This window comes from Alloacidobacterium dinghuense (genome assembly GCF_014274465.1).
GTDB classification, from domain to species: domain Bacteria; phylum Acidobacteriota; class Terriglobia; order Terriglobales; family Acidobacteriaceae; genus Alloacidobacterium; species Alloacidobacterium dinghuense.
Window position 1 is genome coordinate 5,850,238 of sequence record NZ_CP060394.1, and the last position, 16,962, is coordinate 5,867,199.

A 16,962-nucleotide genomic window follows, 5' to 3' on the forward strand; every position below is an offset into this window, starting at 1 on the left:
TGCGCCAGAGGTGAACCTGTGAGATTAAGCCTAGTGGAAATTTTCAATCATGGCGGGCATTTTTGGACAGGGGAGCGCGCGTACTCAGCGTGGAAAGATTTGAAATTGTTCAATCGCGATCTTGGGGGCTACCAGCGAGTGCCGCATGTCGGGAAGCAGGGAGATCGTAATCCGGTCGAACCTGCGGAACGATGTGTGAGCGGGAAAGGGAAAGCTGAGCGTTTCGTGCCTGGGTTGGGCGCCGATTGAAGCGGGGCTTGTGAGCGATTTCGTGCCGAGGCTGAGCGTGGGTCTACCCGGCAAAATTGAATCCGTTACGAAAACCGCCATGGTGATGGTTCCGGACTCGGTGTCGCGGTTGTCTATCTGGATCTGAATTTCGCGGCAGCGCGCTATGTTGATGCTTCTACCGAGACTCTGGTGCGCTTGCATGATGAGGGGAATCGAATTGTTCGACTTGATGTTTACGGACAGGGGCGTGCCGTGGGCCTTGTGGGCCATGGGGCCGGGTCGAATATCGGGCGGCTGCAAATACCAGTAAGGGCCGTCGAAGTGAATCACGAGTGGGTGGGACTTTTCCGGAGCGGTGAGACGTCCCGGAGCAGAGAAGGGAAAGACCAGTTCTTTCTTTGCGGGCGGTGGCAGCAGAATGATGCTTTCGTATCCGTAGCTCGGAAACGATGCGGGTGATTTGATTCTGACATTTGCCTTTGCGATCGCGTTGGCCATTGCGCCGATGGAGCCAAGTTCGTTGTGATAGCTGACGCCGAGCATGGCCCAGAACGTTACGAAGACGGCGGGCAGCGCTACCAAAGTGAGTCTTAGTACGGCGCGCTCGCGTTCTGTAGTTCTGTCGAATGTCTCGGGCGGTGCGAATCCCCATTTCCAACCGAAGAGAAATGTCGCCACGGCTCCGAAGGCGCTTGAGGCCAAGGTGAAACCGTGAAAGAGAGCGTAGCCGGATGCGTAGATACACAGCGCAATGACAAAGCCGTGTGCCTCGAACGGAGGCTCGTAGAGGGCCGTAGCGAAAAGATCGCCATTCCCATAGACAAAAGAAGACAAGCTGGGTTGGGCGGGCGCGAGGACAACTGATGCTATTCCGCGCAAACTTGTGGCCAGCAGCGCCGCACCCACAATCGAGATGAACGGCGCGACGGGCGAACTCTGCAGAGACAGGAGCATGGATGGAGGAGTCCAAACCCAGGTGGCCGAGCAGATGAGAGCCAAGAGGCCGAACGGTACGGGAGGATCGATGCGGAAGGGGCTGGATGGGCGATTCCAATAAAGCCACGCGCCGATTGCGCCTCCGACGAGGCCAAACAGAATGTAGATAACTGCTCTGACGAAAAGCGACGCGAGCGATGGCGAATGAGATTCGGGCAGGTGACAAAGCAGGTACGCCGTGATCAAAGAATTCACCAAGCCGGCAGCTACGACGAGGACGAAGCATTGCTTCACGCTGAGTTCGTCGGAACTGGAGTCGAGCCAGATTCCATCGATGAGAGACCTGGCCGGTCTGCCCCCCATGGCAGGAATTGCCTGCATTTTTTGAGAGCGGGGTATGGCTTGCCATAGTGCACAGAGCAGAGTGACGAGAAACGGGATACGGATCGCGTTCGCCCACAACCGCACGTCCATGAACTCGCCCAGGAGAGTCATCGTGCTGCGATCGACTTGCGGGCCGGGGAAGAAATAGAGGTTCGTGACGATGAATGTAGCAATGTACGCAGGTAGGAATACGAAAGCCGCGAGGAGAAATGCGCGCGTGACCTGCCGCCGGGTGAAGCGCTTTGTGAAATGGGGATGGGAAATGAAGTAGAAGAGGACTCCAGCCCAGAGAAAGATCAGGTTCAGAGTGAGCCAGACGGCAATGGTTGAGATGCCCTTGAAGGAGAGGTCCATGCGCCACATGTGCTCGGGACCGTGCATGATGCGTTCCTGCAGAGTTGTCCAGGCGGGAGCGAACATGGACCAGACAACGGCGAAGACTACGATCATTTTGCGATCGCCGAGATACCGGAGCCATGCGGCGAGACACGCGGCGAGGACCTGACGCCAATACCATCGGCTGGAGCGGCCGGCGCGAAAATCTTCGAGGAGATCGCCAGCGAGAGCTTCATTCTGGTGGCCGGGCGCCAGGTGCTCCAGTATCCAGGTAGCGAGCGGTGGAGGTTCGTAGCGCGTCATGTGCCCTCCTATTTCAAGGCGGGGAGTGTCTGCCACAACTTCGTTAGAACGCGGCGCGTCTCCTGGACCTGATGCAGGCCTTCCTTGGTGATCCGAAAATAACGCTTCGCTTTGCCGCCGCGTTCAGGGGTGGGATCGCCAAGACTGGATGAGACGAGGCCTTTCGCTTCGAGGCGCTCGAGAGCCGCGTATACGCTGCCTACCGAGACGGTTCTGCCGCGATTTGCTTCGAGTTCGCGCGAGATGGGAACTCCGTAGGCGTCGTCGCCGAGATGGATGACGGCGAGGAGGAGCATGAGTTCGAACTCTCCGAGATAGCCCCGCTCTGGCATTAATTCAACAATAGCGAATAAATCGGATTTGTGCATGAAAATTTTCGTCTTACGGGAAATGGGCTTGTTGGGAATAAGAGCTTTCCACTAAGCTTGCGGGCATGAGTCAACGTATTGCCGCGTGTCTTTTCGTGTTCGTTTGCTGCGGTTTTGGTGTCACTTCTCCACGGTCGAGCGCGCAATCGATGCCGAACATGCCGGGGATGTCGGGTGGGGAGCATCATCACCATGACGATGCTCCTTTGAGCACCGAGAAGCTGGGGCAGGTGCACTTTCCGGTTTCGTGCGCGGCGAAGTCGCAGGCTCCGTTTGAGCGCGGCATTGCACTTCTGCACTCGTTTGGATACACGCTGGCTGAGCAGCAGTTCGAAAGCATTGCCGAGAGTGATCCGACGTGCGCGATGGCGCACTGGGGCGTTGCGATGTCGCAGTTCCATGAATTGTGGGGGCGTCCGGATGCGGAGGCGCTGAAGACGGGCGCGAGCGAAATGATGAAGGCTCGTGAGATTGCGGCGAAGACGAAGATCACGCCGCGCGAGCAGGCTTATATAGGTGCGCTGAGCGACTTTTATCGTCTTGCGCCAGAGAGCTTCCAGAAGGGCGCCGATGCTTATGCGATGGGGATGAGCAAACTGCATGCGGCTTATCCGGACGATACGGAGGGCGCGGCATTTTATGCCTTGTCGCTGTTGGCCGATGTTGCGCCGAACGATACATCTTTGACGAACGAGCGGCATGCGCTGGTGATCCTGAAGCCGCTGTTTGAGAAGAATCCGGATCATCCGGGACTGGCGCATTACATTATTCACACCTGCGATACGCCTGCGCTTGCAGGCGAGGGTCTGGAGGCGGCGAAGGTGTATGCCAAGATCGCGCCATCGTCGCCGCATGCGCTGCATATGCCGAGCCACATCTTTTCGCGGCTGGGGATGTGGCAGGATTCCATTTCGTCGAATCTGGCTTCGGTGGCGGCTTCAGAGAAAGACGAGGCTGAGCATATGCCGGGCGTCGCGCACCAGATGCATGCCGATGAATTTCTTGTCTATGCGTATCTGCAGACGGGGCAGGATGAGAAAGCTCGTGAGCTGACGTACCAGATGCGGTCGATTGGCGAGCATATCGCCGCGCTGCCGGGGCACGATGACATGAAGGACTCAGGTGCGTATTTCGATAACGAGCTGCGCGTCATCTACAACATGGAGATGCATGACTGGAAGACGCTGGCGGCGTTGCAGGTTGATCCGGGCAAGCCACATGGGGACCGCTTCTCTGAGTTCGACATTTACTGGGGGTGGGCTGTTGCGGCCGGGCACCTGCATGATTCGAAGCTGGCGGCGCAGGCACTGGTGAAGTACGACGAAGCTCTGGCGTGGATGAAGAAGTCGCCCTACGCCGATGACGTCGACGGTGCGCAGATTCGGCGGAACGAGATTGTGGGGTGGCAGGCGTTTGTTGTGGGCCTTCCGGAGGCGGCGATTGCCGCGATGAGCAAGGCTGCCGCCCAGCAGGACAAACTGGGGCAGGGCGAGGTGGATATTCCGGCGCGCGAGATGCTCGGAGATCTGCTGCTCTCGCTGGGCAGGCCGGAGCAGGCGTTGGCTGAGTACAAACTTGCGCTGAAGCTGAGTCCGAATCGGCTCAATGGGCTGCTGAGCGCTGGTGCTACAGCCGAGGCTACTGGTGATACCGCGCTGGCGCGTTCGTATTACGAGCAAGTGGCTCGGAATACGGAGAACGGAGCGCATACGAGCCGTCCAGCGGTGGCGCATGCGGTGCAGTTTGGGGTGGATCATCCGGAGGTGGCGGTGAAGTAGTTAATCCACATCTCTTCGAGATGTGGGGCACCCGGCACAGCAGAGTTGGACCCAAAGGTTGACGGCATCCTCGAGAAAGGCGCCCGCGTCCGCGCCACCCTTCATCCATGACATCCGGCATGATGCACTACACTAAGACGCGAGTAGCAGGCCGCTTTCCGATGATCGATATCCAAATTCCAGTTCTGGTTCCGCTTGCGACGGGCGCGTTTCTGGTGGCGTTGACGCTTGCGATTCACGCGCTGGCGGTGTTGGCGACCGTGCAGTTGTTTCGTCGGGAGAAGGTATCCGGACGCGCAGGCTCAAGCACCCTCATGGATGTTTCGATCGTCTTCCGGGCGAACGGGTTAGCGTTCATTGCGCACCTGGTCGAGATTTGCTTGTGGGCCAAGTTGTACATGATCTGCGGAGAGTTCCGGTACTTTGGAACGGCCATCTATCATTCGGCGGTGAATTACTCGACGCTCGGTTATGGAGATATCGTGATGAGCCCGTCGTGGAGACTGCTGGGACCCATCGAGGCCGCAAACGGAGCGCTGATGTTTGGGGTTTCGACGGCCATGATTTTTGCCGTCATTCAGGGGCTGGTTCAGATCCGGTATCGGGACCTCTGAGACCACGGAATCTCAGTCGGGTCTTGAGGCTCCCGAAGCTGCCGAAATCCTTAGAGCGCTCAAGTCATTGGGTGCCGATGTTGTCGATGATCCAAAGCTGTCGAAGAAAGTCGAAGCGGCACTCCGCCGTCGTTCGGAATACTCATATAGCTAGGAGGCGGAAATCGAAAACGCTGAAGCGGCCAAAACCCAACGGACATACGCAAGGCTTGCGGGCTGTTTGTTCCTCGGGGTGATCATCGTTGCTTTCGGCAGCGGCTTCATCCTCTCCCATGTCGCGGGGAGTGGAACCTTCGCAGAAACGGCAAAGCGAATCGCAGCGTCGGAGCGCTTATATCGAGTGGGGCTCTCGGCTGTGGTGATTGTGAGTCTGGGTAGCGCCCTGCTTGCTGTCGCTCTGTATGCGACGCTGAAGCCGGTCAACAGTCTGCTGGCTCAACTCGCGATGATCTTCAGCCTGGGAGATTCATTTCTGGCCCTGGTGGTGCGGATGTGCGAATTCGTGAGGCTGCATCTTTACCTCTCCGCACAAACCGCGGGAGCCGGGACGGCCAGCATACAAGCGTTGGCGGAGCTGATGCGCACTATTGAGCGTGTCACGGAGAACATCGGCGGGATTGCTTTCGGCATCGGCTCGCTGCTTTTCTTTTACCTGTTTTTCAAATCGAGATATATCCCGAGGGTCCTATCAGGGCTGGGCGTCGCTGCTTCGGCGATCTGGATATGCCTGTATTTTGCCAGCCTGGTATTCCCGGAAAGGCGCGGATTATTTCAAATCATCTCTTTTCCGCCGATGGGTCTGGCTGATGTCCTAACCGGCTTCTATTTGATGCTGTTTGCGGTGAAGACCGGAGGCGGTGGAGTCGTGCTGGAGAAAAGTGCTTGAATGGACTTCTGCGGCGAACAGCCCCACACAAGCCAAAAGAATGTTCAGTGCCATGACATGCTTTCCAGGATGTTTCTAGTCATCCTTTACACTCCCTGCGCGAGCGAAGCGAGAGCAGGGAGTGAGACTGAGGATGCCTTGGAAGACGATGGACGTGCGGGAACAGCGGGTGCGGTTTGTGGTGGCGGCGTTGCGCCGTGAGCGGAGCTTGAGCAGCTTATGCCGGGAGTTTGGCATCTCGCGTCCAACTGGGCGGCTGTGGGTCGAGCGCTATCGGGCTGGCGGGGTGGAAGCCATCGCGGAACGCAGCCGACGCCCCCTGCACAGTCCACAGCAGACCGCGCCGGAGGTGGAAGGGCGTGTGATCGAGCTACGCCTCCGCTATCCCGACTGGGGTGCGCGCAAACTGCAGGTATTGCTCGAGCAATGCGGGACACGTTTGCCCGCAAGCACCATCCATCGCATTCTGCTGCGCCATCAACTGGTGCGCCCCGAGGACCGGCATCGCCCCGCGCCCAGGCGCTTCGAGCGGGCCGCGCCCAACGAGCTGTGGCAGATGGATTTCAAGGGTCCCAAGTCGTGGCACCAGCCGATCGGACCGCTTTCCATCCTGGATGATCACAGCCGTTATGTGATCGCGCTGGAGGCGGTGGGCAGCACCCAGGCCGAGCCGGTCCGTGTGCGGCTGGAGCATGCCTTTCAAGAGTGCGGTCTGCCCGAGGCCATGCTGATGGATCACGGCGTGCCCTGGTGGAGTTGGGCCGGACCACAGGCGGCGACGACAGGACTGGCGCTGTGGCTGATCAAACAGGGCATACGCCTCTGCTGGAGCGGCATCGGGCATCCGCAGACGCAAGGCAAGGTGGAGCGCTTTCACGGCGCGCTGGAACGCGCGCTCACCCGGCGTGGACTGCGTGGCCACGCGCCCCAGCAGTGGCTGGACCGCTATCGCTGGGAGCACAACCATCTGCGTCCGCACGAAGCCCTGGGCATGCAGACTCCAGCCAGCCGCTGGCGCCCCAGTGAGCGGCGCTACGATCCCAACCCGCCGCGCTGGCAGTACCCCGAGGGAGCCTGGGTACTGAAGGTCGACTGTCAAGGCAAGCTGGAGATCGCCGATACCAAGTGGCGCATCGGTCGCGCTCTGGCCGGTGAATGGGTGCAGATCCTCCCTGTCGAACAGCGGCTCCAGGTCTATTACTGCAACACCCTGATCCGGGAACTCGATCCCGCCATCCAACGCTCGACGATCGTCGAGCGTTGGATACCAGCTCAAAACCCTCGACCCTAACTGGAAAGAATGTCCAGAGACAAACTGCAAACGATGTCGTGTAACTTGACAAAAAGAAAGCTTGAGTGAGCCAATCCCCGGCGGTCAAACTGGCGATCGAGGACTTTGATCGCGAATTCCTTGGAATAGCTGCGTGTCGTGAATCGGCCGTCATCGCTGAGATTCTTCGCTACGACTACGGCTCCGCTCAGAAATGACGGCGAACTTTCGGTGTAGGCTCTGATGAATTGCTTAGCAGGGCTGAGTCTTAGACTGGCTCTCTTTCGTATTAAAATTAGATGAAATCGGTTTGTCCGGTGAGGGTTGCAATTTTGCGACGCAAACCTTGAGCGGCACATCGAAGAAATAGGGTTGCAACATCCCCGTGGGTTGGGCGGCATCGCAGCGAATCCACTGCAACCGTGATTGCTTTCAACATCCCCGTCCACATTTGGACTGAAGGCGGAAAAGGGACTTGAGCGTATTTGTTGAAGAAATAGTGTCGGCCCCTGCTGTTGAGCAGGACGTTTGTTCTCTGGATAACTACCTGGCGCAGCCTGACCACACCATAGACGGGCGGATTGCGGCGGCGCGCGCGAAGCTCGGCAAGAGCACGATTTTGCTTGGGCACCACTACCAGCGCGATGAGGTGATCCGTTTTGCGGATTACACGGGCGACTCCTACAAGCTTTCGAAAATTGCCGCGGAGACGGAGGCGAGGTATCTCGTTTTTTGCGGCGTGCATTTCATGGCGGAGAGCGCCGATGTGCTGGGGCGTCCTGACGATCCTCCGGGTACAGGTCAGCAGGTGATTCTGCCTGATCTGAATGCCGGCTGTTCGATGGCTGACATGGCGGAGATTGGGCAGGTAGAAGACTGCTGGGACTCGCTGATGGCGGCTGGCTTGTCGCCTGCAGATATTCTGCCGATCACGTATATGAACTCGACGGCGGCGATCAAGGCTTTCTGTGGCGAGCGCGGCGGGTTGGTGTGCACTTCATCGAATGCGGGCAAGGCGTTTGACTGGGCCTTTGCGCGCGCGGAGAAGATTCTGTTTCTGCCGGATCAGCATCTGGGGCGCAATACGGCGTTTGCGATGGGGATTCCGCTGAACGAGATGGTGGTGTGGGATCCATACCAGATCAATGGCGGGCTGACGCCGGCGCGGTTGAAGGCGGCGAAGATCATTTTGTGGAAAGGGCACTGCTCGGTGCACCAGCGCTTTTTGCCGGAGCATGTCGAAAAAGTTCGCGCGAAGTATCCAGGGATAAAGGTGGCTGTGCATCCGGAGTGTCGCTGGGAGGTTTGCCAGAAGGCCGATGCTCTCGGTTCTACAGAACGGCTGATTCATCTGGTCGAGAGCGCGCCTGAGGGATCGATGTTTGCGATTGGCACGGAGATCCATCTGGTGAACCGGCTGGCGAAAGAGTTTGCGGCGAAGGGCAAGCGGATTATCACGCTCGACGATACGGGCTGTTTGTGTACGACGATGTACCGGATCAGTCCGCAGCACCTGGCGTGGGCGCTGGAGAATCTGGTTGAAGGCAGAGTCGTCAATCGGATTCAGGTGCGCGAGGATGTGAAGCGCTGGTCGCGCGTGGCTCTGGATCGCATGCTGGAAATTCGGGCTTAAAATGAAGGCATGAAGACCTTCAGCCTCGATGAGGCGCAATCGCTGCTGCCGGTGCTCGAATCGCTGCTGAAGCGGGCCATCGAGGGCAAGAAAAGCGCGGAGGAGAAAGAGGCGGAGCTGCATGAGTTGCGGCAACGCATCTTTCTCTCGGGCGGCATGATGGTGAATGTGATCTCTGCGACGCGCCAGCGGGCGGAGATCGACAAATTTGTGCAGCAGGCCAAGGACGCTGTGGCTGAGATTGATTCGATCGGCGTCCAGGTGAAGGATCTCGAGACTGGGCTGCTGGATTTTCCGCACATGATTGATGGAGAGATTGTCCTGCTGTGCTGGAAGATGGGCGAGTCTCGGATTGATTACTGGCATACGGTGGATGCGGGGTTTCGCGGGCGCCAGCCGATTGATGAGCGGTTTGGGCGGAGCAAGCCTGAGCGGCCGAATTGATTCAGTTACCTCTCCAATTATCGAGTTAACAGCGGTTTTTGACCAGCCAGGATCGCTGAGATCCTTCGTCCCCTTCGCAAGCTCAGGGTCTCAGGACGACGACTCTGTGGAACTTTGACAAACGATAATTATTATTGTTTAATAAGAAATGTGAACACGGTTGAGGCGCAGGAATTTCGTGAGATGTGCGAGAACGCTGGGCTTGCGGTGACGCATCAGCGGCATGTCATTTACGAGATTCTTAAGAATATGCACGGGCATCCCAGCCCGGAAGAAGTGTATGCGCGCGTGAAGCGCAGAATTCCGTCGATCTCACTTGCGACGGTTTACAAGAATCTTCATCTATTTATAGAGAGCGGAATTTTTCACGAGGTGAGCTTGCATCATGGCTCGCTGCGCGTGGAAACGAATCACAGACCGCATCATCACCTGGTTTGCACGCGGTGCAAATCGATTTCAGACATCGATGCAAAAGAGCTAGGGCTGGCTGCGAAGCATGGCAAGCTGCCCGGCGGTTTTCTTGCGCAACGCTATGCAGTCGATGTGTTGGGGCTGTGCGCCGAGTGCCAGCGGAAGGCTGATTAGAGTTTTGTCTTAAAGCGTATTTGAAATTCGTCTGGCTAAGAGCCTTGCGGAAATTCCCGGAGCTAAAGCCCTTAGATTTTTATTCCTGGTTCACCGGCCTAAAGGCCGGTGCTTCCACCCGAAACACTGTTGGAAAATCTTGTTACCATCGTTCATTCATTTTCATAACAACTTACTTAGAGGAGTCATACATGTTAGGTATCGGCGAGAAGTTTCCTATCTATTCGGTCACTGCTACGGTCAGCCGCGATAAAAACAAGGCCTTTGAAACAATCACGAACGAGAGCTATCCGGGCAAGTGGAAGGTGTATTTCTTCTGGCCAAAGGATTTCACTTTTGTTTGTCCTACGGAGATTGCTGCTTTCGGAAAGATCAACAATGAGTTTCAGGATCGCGATACGCAGGTGCTGGGCGGTAGCGTGGATTCCGAATTTGTGCATCTTGCTTGGCGCAACAACCATGATGATCTGAAGGATCTGCCTTTCCCCATGCTGGCTGATGTGAAGCGTGATCTCTGCGAGCAGCTTGGGATTCTCGATCCCGCAGCCGGCGTGGCGCAGCGCGCGACGTACATCGTCGATCCTGAGGGCATCATTCGTTTCGTGTACGTGACGGATCTTTCGGTGGGCCGCAATCCGCAGGAAGTGCTGCGCGTTCTGGATGCATTGCAGACTGACGAGCTCTGCCCCTGCAACTGGCAGAAGGGCGAAGAGACTTTAGTCGCTTAGGACTAGCTTGTAAAACGGGTACGGCTCAGCGATGTGCATGCACATTGAACATCGCTGAGATTCTTCCTCCCTGTGGTCGTCAGAATGACGAGGGAGATAGATGGTCGTCAGAATGACGAGGGAGATAGATGGTCGTCAGAATGACGTGAAGAGTTGGTCGGTCAAGACGATGGGCAGCGGTCGATCTGCAGTCAGGATGACGGGAAAGGATTTGGAAATATGCAATTGGATCAGTTGATTGACGGGCTTCCGGTTTATGCGAAGGACCTGAAGCTGAATTATTCGAGTCTTGTGCGGCAGAATCAGGAACTCACTCCGCAGCAGCTTTGGGGTACGGTGGTGGCGAGCGCGATTGCCACGCGCAATCCTGAGCTGACGGAGGCGGCGCTGGAAGAGGGTGCAAAGCAACTTTCGGCGCAGGCGCTTGATGCGGCGAAGGCTGCGGCGGCGGTGATGGGGATGAATAACATCTACTACCGTTTTCTTCACCTCACTTCGAACGAAAAGTACTCGACCTTGCCATCGCGTTTGCGCATGAACGTCATGCGCACGCATGGCGTCGATCACAACGACTTCGAGCTATGGTCGCTGGCGGTGTCGGCGATCAACGGCTGCGGCAAGTGTGTGGATTCACACGAGAAAGTTGTTCGCGAGAAAGGCGTAAGCGAGGAGACGGTGCTGGCAGTGGTGCGTGTCGCCTCCATCGTTCATGCGATCGGGGCTGTTCTCGATGCGGAGCGCGTGGCCCAGCCGGAGGCTGTGGCTGTTTAGCCTTGTTGTTTGCGTGGTCAAGGTCCGCTGCGGCGGGCCTTTTTCTTTTGTGCTATGGAAATTCATCGTCGCGCGATGTCGATCGGGGTCTCTCCTCAATTTGGACGGTAAGTGAACCGGACAACCCGGTTCTTGGCATGGCACTCCTCGGTGTTTTCTAAACAAGCTGGATATAACTCCCCCCATGGCACGGCCAGCACGATCCGATCCTCCGCAATTCCCTTGCGTATCATCACTTGTCTGACCCACCACGCTCGTTCTCCCGAGAGTCTCAGATTGTAGGCCTCGGTGCCCGTCGCAGAGGTGTAACCGTCGATGAAGAAGCGATCACTTGGATGATCCTTCAACCATTGGATATCGGCATTCAACGCACTCTCGTCCACAGCATGGTTAAAGCGATCATGAGCAAACCTGATTTCGTGCATGTTTGCGTTGAAGGCTTCCTCCTCGGGACCATAGAGAGCCACCATTGGTTTTGACCAGAAATCAACCCAATAGGCATCATCCGTGAATGCTTCTGAAGGACCTTCTGCAAATAGCGGGACACTGGTCACGAGGAGCATTGTGACCGCAACGAGAGCATGTCGATATCTCACTGGTGTAACCTCCGTTCGGTTGCTATTGCCGCATCGGTGGAGATGATAGCCCCGTGCTTGGTTCCAGGAAACTGTCATTTCGGACAGGCTGTCCATTTTCCCATCGTAAAGACGGCCCAACCTAATGAACTCGGAAATTTCAGTCTGAGGTGCCCGGTAGTGAACGATTGCAAGCAGGGCGACAGGCTCATTGAGGCTCGTCCGCACCTGCGGCCCGCAATTTGTCGTGTCGTCGGGCTATCCGGAAATAACGCTGCCTAGCCTCACCTACCAGTAGCATTTATGAGTTAGGTAGTTTCTAGGGTTTTCCGTTTGGAGTCCAGGTTGGTTTCCAGTCGGTGTCGGAGAGCCATTGGATGGGTTTGACCATTGAAGAAATCACGGTGGTCATGTAGGGGATGTCGAGTTTGCTGATTTCGTCGCTGGGCTGGTGGTAGTCCTTGTGCAGGTTAAAGCTGGAGACGGTCTGGGCGACGATGCCCCGTTTGGCGAGCGCGAAGTTGTCGGAGCGCTGGAAGAATTTCTGGTCGGGGTGCGGGTCGCCGACGAGGTGCGCGCCGTGTTTTGCGAGCGTGGGACCGAGATCGGAGCGTTCGTATCCGGTGAGCCAGAAATTGCCTGCGGGGACGGCCGGGTCGGGGCGGCCGATCATTTCGAATTCGAGATTGGCGACGATGTGGTCTAGCGGGACGGGCGGGTGGTCGATGAAGTAGCGGTTGCCGAAGCCGCCGAGTTCTTCTGAGCCGAAGAGGGCGAAGACGATGGTGCGCCTGGGGCGCTTGCCCTGGCTGAGGGTGCGCGCGAGCTCGATGACGGCGGTAGTGCCGGAGGCGTCGTCGTCGGCTCCGTTGTAGATGGAGTCATTGTTGACGGCGGGGCCGATGCCGAGGTGGTCGAGGTGCGCGGTGAGCAGAATGGCGTCCTGCTGCGTCTTAGTGTCGGAGCCACGAAGAACGGCTACGGCGTTCCACGTTTTGGTGCGGGGCGTGTCTTCGTACTTTGCCAGGCGCTGCTGGATGCGATCCGGCAGCGGGTTGGGCAGCGGAGCTTTCTGAATGAAAGTGCCGTTGTCGCCGCCGGGTTCGAGGCCGAAGCTCTGGAACTGAGAAGCGGCCCAAGTGGCGGCGATGTGCTCGTCGCGGGTGGCGCTGCCGCGTCCGTGGAGTTCGTCGGACGCGAGAAATTCTTCGTCGGCGCGGACGCATGGGTTGCAGAAGGTTGAACGATCGGCGGCGCTGGCGACGCGACAAAAGGGTGAGAGCAGTGATATCACCAAGACAAGGCGAAAACAGAGGCGCATAAGGGTAAGCGCAGTATATCGAAGAAGAAATAGCGCTTTTTCGCAGAACTGTTCTCAAACCATGGAGCATGAGAACGAGAGAGAGTCGAACGCAGTGAGAGTTGGATTGAAGTCAAGGTTTCTCCCTTTGTTGTGTATGGCTGGCCTGCTTGCGTTGTCGTCGTGTGAGACGGGGAAGTTTTTTCCGCCTCCTTGTAAGACCAACTGCAACCCGACGAGCAGCGGGAACTTTATTTATGTGGCGAATTCGTCGACGAGCGTAAGTTCCGTAGCGGCCTTCACGATTAACAGCACTCCGGCGGTCGCGGCCTTGAACGGTTCACCGTTTGCTACGGGCCTGCCACCGAATGCGCTGGCGGTGACGCCCAAAGACACATTCTTGTATGTGGGAAGCGTTTCCGGGGGCATCTACGCATACACGATCAACTCGGATGGGACTCTGACTGTAGCCAACAACGGAAGTCCAGTGGCCACGGGCGTCAGCCCGATTACGATGAAGATCGACCCGACGGGGCAGTGGCTGATTGCCGCCGATCTAAGCCCTGCAGTGTATGTCTTTGGCATCAATGCCAGCACCGGCGCTTTGACAACGCAGGGAAATGCGCTCGCGCTCGATACGGGAACCACGACGAACCTGATCATCACGCCGAATGGACTGAACGTTTTTGTCTCGCTGGGGACAGGCGGCGTGGATATTCTGACGTTCAATACCACGACTGGTGTGATTACCAAGCTGAATCAGATCCTGCATCCCACCGCCTCGACGAATGCCGACTTCGGGCTGGCGAGCGACCCGAACAGCAAGTATCTCTTTGTTACCGAAACGGGGATCAATTCACTTCGCGTTTTGAACATCAATGCCACAGGCACCATCCTTACAGAGCTTTCTACCTCGCCGGTAAAGACTGGCCTCGGGCCGTCGCAAGTCATCGTCGCGGATGGAAGCTATGTGTACGTAACCAATCGGACGGATGGAACGATCAGCGGCTTCACGCTGGTGGCGAACGGGTCGCTTACGCCTCTGACTGGTTCGCCGTACACGACGGGCACGGCCCCGGTCGATATTGTCGAGGATAAGACCAATACCTATCTTGCGGTAGCGTGTGTAGGAGGGAATCCTGATATGCAGGTGTTCACCATCGACACCACGACGCCGGGTAAGCTCGATCCGTTTGCAAGCCTGACTACGGGGGCTGATCCTACGCTGGCGAGTGCTATCGCGGCTACGCATTGATGGTTAGGATGGGGCACTTTTTCCGTATGGGATTGGCAGTAGACTTACCCTCATGGCGACGCCCCACTATCGACAGCAGCGACAGGCGGTACGGAGAGATCCATTCAGGGAACGCGCTGAACAATTCTGGCAACGCGTGACTGAGGGCATGGAACTCAGCGAGTTGTGGTCACAGTTTCGGAAGGATGCGCATTCGAGCTATCGGCTGTATTCGCAGGAAGTTGACGCCACGCGCACCGCCGGTGTTCCTCACAGCAAGCATTTTTTTCGTGTAGCAAGCGAGTTCTTCTGGGCGATTGTCGAGAAGCTTACCCCGGCTCGTCGCGTCCTGCTGCTGGCGGCGTTGATTCTTGTTATCGTGCCCGGCGGCGAATGGACCTTCTCGACGAGGTCGCATGAAGTGAAGATTTTTGCTTTGGATTTTCACTTCTATGGCGGGCTGCTGATGTTTGCGCTGCTCATCCTGGAAGTCGGAGACCGGGTGGTGATGAAGCGGGATCTCCAGATCGCGAAGGAGATTCAGGCATGGCTGCTTCCCTCCGAACCGCCGCTGGTGCCGGGTTTGGAGATTGCATTTGCCACGCGTCCGGCGAATACCGTGGCTGGCGACTATTACGATGTTTTCGCGCGCGCCTCAGCGGAATCAGAAAGGAGCCCCACCTTTCTCATCGCCGTAGCGGATGTTGCCGGCAAGAGCGTTCCGGCTGCCATGCTGATGGCTACGTTCCAGGCGAGCCTTAAGACCCTCAGCACAACTCCTGGGTCGCTGGTGGAACTGGCGAACCGGATGAATCGCTATGCATGTAGCAACAGCCAGCGCGGCCGACGGTTCACGACGGCATTCATCGCGGAATATGACACGGTGTCACGGCGTCTGACGTATGTAAATGCGGGGCATAACAATCCGATTCTGCGGCGGAAATCGGGCGCGATCGAACGGCTTGAAGCAGGCGGGATGCCTTTCGGGATTATGGAAGACGCGGCATATCAGTCGGGAGAGCGAGTAGTGGAGGCGGGTGACTGGCTGGCCATCTTCACCGATGGGGTTGTCGAAGCGGAGAATGCGGCACAGCAGGAGTACGGCGAAGTGCGCTTCATCACGATGCTGCATTCGGGAGTGATGCTGGCTCCCTCGATGCTGTTGAACAGTGTCCTTGCTGATCTCGATCGCTTTGTCGGGAATGCACCGCAGCACGACGATGTTACATGCGTGCTGATGCGGGCTGTCTAGCTTCTCTGGGATCGGTTTGCGTTGCCGCGGTCTTACCGGCCCATGATCGTTATAAGCGGATCCGGTCAGAGGCGTATCACTGAATTTCCTTTCGACCCGAAACGCGGCGAGTCTACACTGATTCGAGTATTGGGCAGTAGTCAGTATCGGTAATCAGTCTCATCCGCTTCTCAGGAGGACTTAGCCGTGGCCACCGAACCGCCCCTTTCCGATAACCGGTACTACATACGTCGCGCCCTCGAAGTTGCGATCCATGTCGGCCTGCTCGTGCTTCTTACGACAGCCTGCCTGCTGATTCTGCGCCCATTTCTTCCGCTGGTTGCGTGGGGCATCATCATTGCCATCGCTACATTTCCTGCTTACAAAAAGCTGCGGAGTCTTTTAGGCGGGCGAGGGACGCTGGCGGCGGTTCTTTGCACGCTGGCGTTTCTGGCGGTGTTGATTGTTCCGGTCGCGTTGTTGACCGACACACTGATCAGCGGCATTCGTGGTTTGACTGCTCAGGTGAGAGCGGGGAACATCAGTATTCCTCCACCGCCTGAAAGTGTGAAAGGCTGGCCGCTTGTTGGTGCGCCTTTGAGCCGCGTGTGGGACATGGCTTATACGAATTTGAGCGGACTGCTGAAGAGTCTCACTCCACAGATTCGCGAGTTTCTTCCCAGGCTTCTCCACACTTCTGCTGGAATTGGTCTGACGGTTGTGCAATTTATTCTTTCTATTGTTGTTGCCGGGGTTCTGCTGGCGAATGCTTCGGGTGGCGTTTCCGTCACGCATCTGTTGGCCGCCCGCCTTTTTGGGGATCGAGGCCCTGAGTTTGAGGAATTGGCGGGATCAACGGTACGAAGCGTCACCAATGGAATTATTGGCGTTGCCGTGATACAGGCGGTGCTTGCCGGGATCGGGTTCCTGGTGGCGGGATTGCCCGGTGCTGGATTGTGGTGTCTGGTCTTCCTCTTCGGTTGCGTGCTTCAGATTGGAGGCATTGTTCTAATTCCCGCAATCATTTACGTATTTGCGATTGCCAGCACGACCAAGGCGGTGGTGTTTCTGGTGTGGTGCGTGATAGTGGTGCTGAGCGAGCATGTGCTGAAGCCTTTGCTGCTTGGGCGGGGCGTGGCTGTTCCCATTGTGGTGGTTTTTTTGGGTGCGATTGGCGGATTCCTTGCGATTGGCATTATTGGCCTTTTTGTGGGCGCCATTGTTCTTTCGGTAGGCTACAAGCTTCTGCTCGCATGGCTGGAAGGGCCGACCGAGGCGAAGCAGGGAACTTGATGGATGATGGCCCTTGCTCCCTTGGTGCTTATGTGGGAACCGTAACGAGTTGATTCTGTGGA

General features: G+C 57.2%; 17 protein-coding genes. 13 read left to right on the top strand and 4 right to left on the bottom strand.

Going from position 1 to position 16,962, the window contains the following annotated elements; all coding sequences use genetic code 11:
• Positions 1-84: 84 nt before the first annotated feature.
• Positions 85-2,190 (bottom strand): hypothetical protein, encoded by a 2,106-nt coding sequence (locus H7849_RS24600; protein ID WP_186743092.1) that lies wholly within the window; start codon positions 2,188-2,190, stop codon positions 85-87.
• A gap of 8 nt (positions 2,191-2,198) precedes the next feature.
• A complete protein-coding gene (locus tag H7849_RS24605) occupies positions 2,199-2,558 on the bottom strand; it encodes a PadR family transcriptional regulator (RefSeq protein ID WP_222439736.1) in 360 nt (119 codons plus the stop codon).
• 149 nt (positions 2,559-2,707) lie between these two features.
• Between H7849_RS24605 and H7849_RS24610 the strand changes: the two genes are divergently transcribed.
• The 10 genes from H7849_RS24610 (at position 2,708) to ahpD (ending at position 11,267) form a co-directional block, all read left to right on the top strand.
• Positions 2,708-4,336, top strand: coding sequence for a tetratricopeptide repeat protein (locus H7849_RS24610; protein WP_186743093.1), 1,629 nt, complete (start codon positions 2,708-2,710; stop codon positions 4,334-4,336).
• Positions 4,337-4,455: 119 nt separating this feature from the next.
• On the top strand, positions 4,456-4,950 hold the full coding sequence (locus H7849_RS26605; protein WP_222439737.1) for an ion channel: 495 nt from the start codon (positions 4,456-4,458) through the stop codon (positions 4,948-4,950).
• 220 nt (positions 4,951-5,170) lie between these two features.
• Positions 5,171-5,836 carry a DUF4386 domain-containing protein gene (locus tag H7849_RS24620; protein ID WP_186743094.1) on the top strand — a complete coding sequence of 222 codons (666 nt, stop codon included), beginning with the start codon at positions 5,171-5,173 and terminating at the stop codon, positions 5,834-5,836.
• Between the two features lie 148 nt (positions 5,837-5,984).
• Positions 5,985-7,127 (top strand): IS481 family transposase, encoded by a 1,143-nt coding sequence (locus H7849_RS24625; RefSeq protein ID WP_251106358.1) that lies wholly within the window; start codon positions 5,985-5,987, stop codon positions 7,125-7,127.
• Between the two features lie 65 nt (positions 7,128-7,192).
• A complete protein-coding gene (locus H7849_RS27170) occupies positions 7,193-7,324 on the top strand; it encodes a hypothetical protein (protein WP_285288918.1) in 132 nt (43 codons plus the stop codon).
• A gap of 257 nt (positions 7,325-7,581) precedes the next feature.
• The gene (gene nadA / locus H7849_RS24630; RefSeq protein ID WP_186743095.1) at positions 7,582-8,739 is read left to right on the top strand and encodes a quinolinate synthase NadA; all 1,158 of its coding nucleotides are present in this window, start codon (positions 7,582-7,584) and stop codon (positions 8,737-8,739) included.
• Positions 8,740-8,748: 9 nt separating this feature from the next.
• Positions 8,749-9,183, top strand: a complete 435-nt coding sequence (locus H7849_RS24635; protein ID WP_186743096.1) for a DUF2203 domain-containing protein — start codon at positions 8,749-8,751, stop codon at positions 9,181-9,183.
• 150 nt (positions 9,184-9,333) lie between these two features.
• Positions 9,334-9,768 (top strand): Fur family transcriptional regulator, encoded by a 435-nt coding sequence (locus H7849_RS24640; protein WP_251106467.1) that lies wholly within the window; start codon positions 9,334-9,336, stop codon positions 9,766-9,768.
• A 191-nt stretch (positions 9,769-9,959) separates the two neighbouring features.
• On the top strand, positions 9,960-10,496 hold the full coding sequence (locus H7849_RS24645) for a peroxiredoxin (RefSeq protein ID WP_186743097.1): 537 nt from the start codon (positions 9,960-9,962) through the stop codon (positions 10,494-10,496).
• Positions 10,497-10,715: 219 nt separating this feature from the next.
• Positions 10,716-11,267 carry an alkylhydroperoxidase, AhpD family gene (gene ahpD, locus H7849_RS24650; protein WP_186743098.1) on the top strand — a complete coding sequence of 184 codons (552 nt, stop codon included), beginning with the start codon at positions 10,716-10,718 and terminating at the stop codon, positions 11,265-11,267.
• Positions 11,268-11,362: 95 nt separating this feature from the next.
• On the opposite strand, the gene H7849_RS24655 is transcribed toward ahpD, so the two are convergent.
• On the bottom strand, positions 11,363-11,830 hold the full coding sequence (locus H7849_RS24655; RefSeq protein WP_186743099.1) for an OmpA family protein: 468 nt from the start codon (positions 11,828-11,830) through the stop codon (positions 11,363-11,365).
• Positions 11,831-12,161: 331 nt separating this feature from the next.
• Complete coding sequence (locus tag H7849_RS24660; RefSeq protein WP_186743100.1) at positions 12,162-13,163, bottom strand: M20/M25/M40 family metallo-hydrolase; 1,002 nt, start codon at positions 13,161-13,163, stop codon at positions 12,162-12,164.
• Positions 13,164-13,401: 238 nt separating this feature from the next.
• Between H7849_RS24660 and H7849_RS24665 the strand changes: the two genes are divergently transcribed.
• The 3 genes from H7849_RS24665 to H7849_RS24675 all read left to right on the top strand — a co-directional run bounded on the left by H7849_RS24665 (position 13,402) and on the right by H7849_RS24675 (position 16,900).
• Positions 13,402-14,397 (top strand): lactonase family protein, encoded by a 996-nt coding sequence (locus H7849_RS24665; RefSeq protein ID WP_186743101.1) that lies wholly within the window; start codon positions 13,402-13,404, stop codon positions 14,395-14,397.
• Between the two features lie 52 nt (positions 14,398-14,449).
• Positions 14,450-15,628, top strand: coding sequence for a PP2C family protein-serine/threonine phosphatase (locus H7849_RS24670; RefSeq protein WP_186743102.1), 1,179 nt, complete (start codon positions 14,450-14,452; stop codon positions 15,626-15,628).
• Between the two features lie 186 nt (positions 15,629-15,814).
• The gene (locus H7849_RS24675) at positions 15,815-16,900 is read left to right on the top strand and encodes an AI-2E family transporter (protein WP_186743103.1); all 1,086 of its coding nucleotides are present in this window, start codon (positions 15,815-15,817) and stop codon (positions 16,898-16,900) included.
• Positions 16,901-16,962: the final 62 nt, after the last annotated feature.

Bases quoted from the DNA above. Each gene is read 5' to 3' on its own strand.
- H7849_RS24600 (WP_186743092.1), bottom strand. From the start codon at position 2,190: ATGACGCGCTACGAACCTCCACCGCTCGCTACCTGGATACTGGAGCAC.
- H7849_RS24605 (WP_222439736.1), bottom strand. From the start codon at position 2,558: ATGCACAAATCCGATTTATTCGCTATTGTTGAATTAATGCCAGAGCGG.
- H7849_RS24610 (WP_186743093.1), top strand. From the start codon at position 2,708: ATGCCGAACATGCCGGGGATGTCGGGTGGGGAGCATCATCACCATGAC.
- H7849_RS26605 (WP_222439737.1), top strand. From the start codon at position 4,456: ATGATGCACTACACTAAGACGCGAGTAGCAGGCCGCTTTCCGATGATC.
- H7849_RS24625 (WP_251106358.1), top strand. From the start codon at position 5,985: ATGGACGTGCGGGAACAGCGGGTGCGGTTTGTGGTGGCGGCGTTGCGC.
- H7849_RS24635 (WP_186743096.1), top strand. From the start codon at position 8,749: ATGAAGACCTTCAGCCTCGATGAGGCGCAATCGCTGCTGCCGGTGCTC.
- H7849_RS24645 (WP_186743097.1), top strand. From the start codon at position 9,960: ATGTTAGGTATCGGCGAGAAGTTTCCTATCTATTCGGTCACTGCTACG.
- ahpD (WP_186743098.1), top strand. From the start codon at position 10,716: ATGCAATTGGATCAGTTGATTGACGGGCTTCCGGTTTATGCGAAGGAC.
- H7849_RS24655 (WP_186743099.1), bottom strand. From the start codon at position 11,830: ATGCTCCTCGTGACCAGTGTCCCGCTATTTGCAGAAGGTCCTTCAGAA.
- H7849_RS24660 (WP_186743100.1), bottom strand. From the start codon at position 13,163: ATGCGCCTCTGTTTTCGCCTTGTCTTGGTGATATCACTGCTCTCACCC.
- H7849_RS24670 (WP_186743102.1), top strand. From the start codon at position 14,450: ATGGCGACGCCCCACTATCGACAGCAGCGACAGGCGGTACGGAGAGAT.